General features: G+C 75.5%; 1 protein-coding gene. It reads left to right on the forward strand.

The features are described from left to right. A partial coding sequence (gene recQ / locus IDM29_RS16485) for a DNA helicase RecQ (protein ID WP_375372432.1) occupies positions 1-1983 on the forward strand: 1983 nt, incomplete at its 5' end. Between the last annotated feature and the right edge of the window lie 25 nt (positions 1984-2008).

Consider the following 2008-nt stretch of genomic DNA (forward strand, 5'->3'; position numbering starts at 1 on the left):
CCCGCGGCGACGGCGCCGGTAGCGCGCGCAGCAACCGCACCGGCGCGCCCGCGCGCCGCGGAGCGCGTCGGCCCGGCGCCCACGCCCCTCGAGGTCCTGCGGGAGGTCTGGGGCTACGACAGCTTCCGCGGCGAGCAGGCCGCGATCATCGACACCGTCGTGGCGGGCGGCGACGCCCTCGTCCTCATGCCCACCGGCTCGGGCAAGTCGCTCTGCTACCAGGTGCCAGCGCTCGTCCGCCCGGGCACGGGCGTCGTCGTCTCCCCGCTCATCGCCCTCATGCAGGACCAGGTCGACGCGCTGTCGGCGGCCGGCGTGCGCGCGGGCTTCCTCAACTCGACGCAGGACCCGACGCAGCGCCGCGAGGTCGAGCGCGCGTACGTCGAGGGCGACCTGGACCTGCTCTACCTCGCACCCGAGCGCCTGCGCGTGCCGTCGACGCTCGAGCTCCTCGACCGAGGCGAGATCGCGCTGTTCGCGATCGACGAGGCGCACTGCGTGTCCCAGTGGGGGCACGACTTCCGTCCCGACTACCTGCAGCTGTCGGTGCTGCACGAGCGCTGGCCGGCGGTCCCGCGGATCGCGCTCACCGCCACGGCGACGGAGACGACGCACCGCGAGATCGCGGAGCGCCTCGACCTGCGCGAGGAGTCCGGCGCCAAGCACTTCGTCGCGAGCTTCGACCGGCCCAACATCCAGTACCGCATCGTGCCCAAGGCGAGCCCGCGTCAGCAGCTGCTCGACCTGCTGCGCACGGAGCACGCGGGCGACGCCGGCATCGTCTACTGCCTGAGCCGCGCGTCGGTCGAGCAGACGGCCGAGTTCCTCAGCGCGCAGGGCATCACGGCCCTGCCGTACCACGCGGGCCTGGACCGGCGCGTGCGTGCCGCCAACCAGTCGCGGTTCCTGCGCGAGGACGGCCTGGTCATGGTCGCGACCATCGCGTTCGGCATGGGCATCGACAAGCCGGACGTGCGCTTCGTGGCCCACCTGGATCTGCCCAAGTCCGTCGAGGGCTACTACCAGGAGACCGGGCGCGCGGGCCGCGATGGCCTCCCGTCGACCGCCTGGCTCGCCTACGGCCTGCAGGACGTCGTCCAGCAGCGCCGGATGATCGACCAGTCCGAGGGCGACGCCGCCCACCGCCGCCGGCTGTCCGCGCACCTGGACGCCATGCTCGCGCTCTGCGAGACCGCGGGCTGCCGCCGCGTGCAGCTGCTCGCGTACTTCGGCCAGGCCTCCGAGCCGTGCGGCAACTGCGACACGTGCCTCTCGCCGCCCGACACGTGGGACGGCACCGTCGCCACGCAGAAGCTCCTGTCCACCGTGGTCCGCCTCGACCAGCGCGGCCAGCGCTACGGCGCGGGCCACCTCGTGGACATCCTGCTCGGCCGCGAGACGCCGCGCGTGCAGCAGCTCGGCCACGCGTCGCTGAGCGTGTTCGGCGTCGGCGCGGACCTGTCCGAGCCGGAGTGGCGCGGCGTCGTGCGGCAGGTCCTCGCGCAGGGCCTGCTCGGGGTCGACGGTGACGGCTACGGGACGCTGCGCCTGACCGACGCCGGCGCCGAGGTGCTCCGCGGCACGCGCACGGTCGCGCTCCGGCACGAGGCCGCGCGGCCCGCGCGCGTGCGCTCGTCGCGCCGCGCCCCGACGGCGGCAGCGCCCGAGCTCACGTCCGAGGCGACCGACGTCTTCGAGCAGCTGCGCGCCTGGCGCGCCGCGACGGCGAAGGAGCAGGGCGTGCCCGCGTACGTCGTCTTCCACGACGCGACGCTGCGCGAGATCGCGACCCGCCTGCCGAGCACGCTCGAGGAGCTCGGCTCGGTCAGCGGCGTCGGGGCGGCCAAGCTGGAGCGGTACGGCCGGACGCTGCTCGCGGCGCTCGGCGGCGACGGCTCGGCAGGCGACGGGGACGGCACCCCCGGGGCCGACGAGCCGGACGCGCCGCCCGCGCGGGGGGCCGAGCCGGCCGGCACCGCGTGACGGCGCGCTGATGGGCGCCGTCCTC

It is taken from the genome of Actinotalea sp. JY-7885 (assembly GCF_014525465.1).
Lineage (GTDB): Bacteria > Actinomycetota > Actinomycetes > Actinomycetales > Cellulomonadaceae > Actinotalea.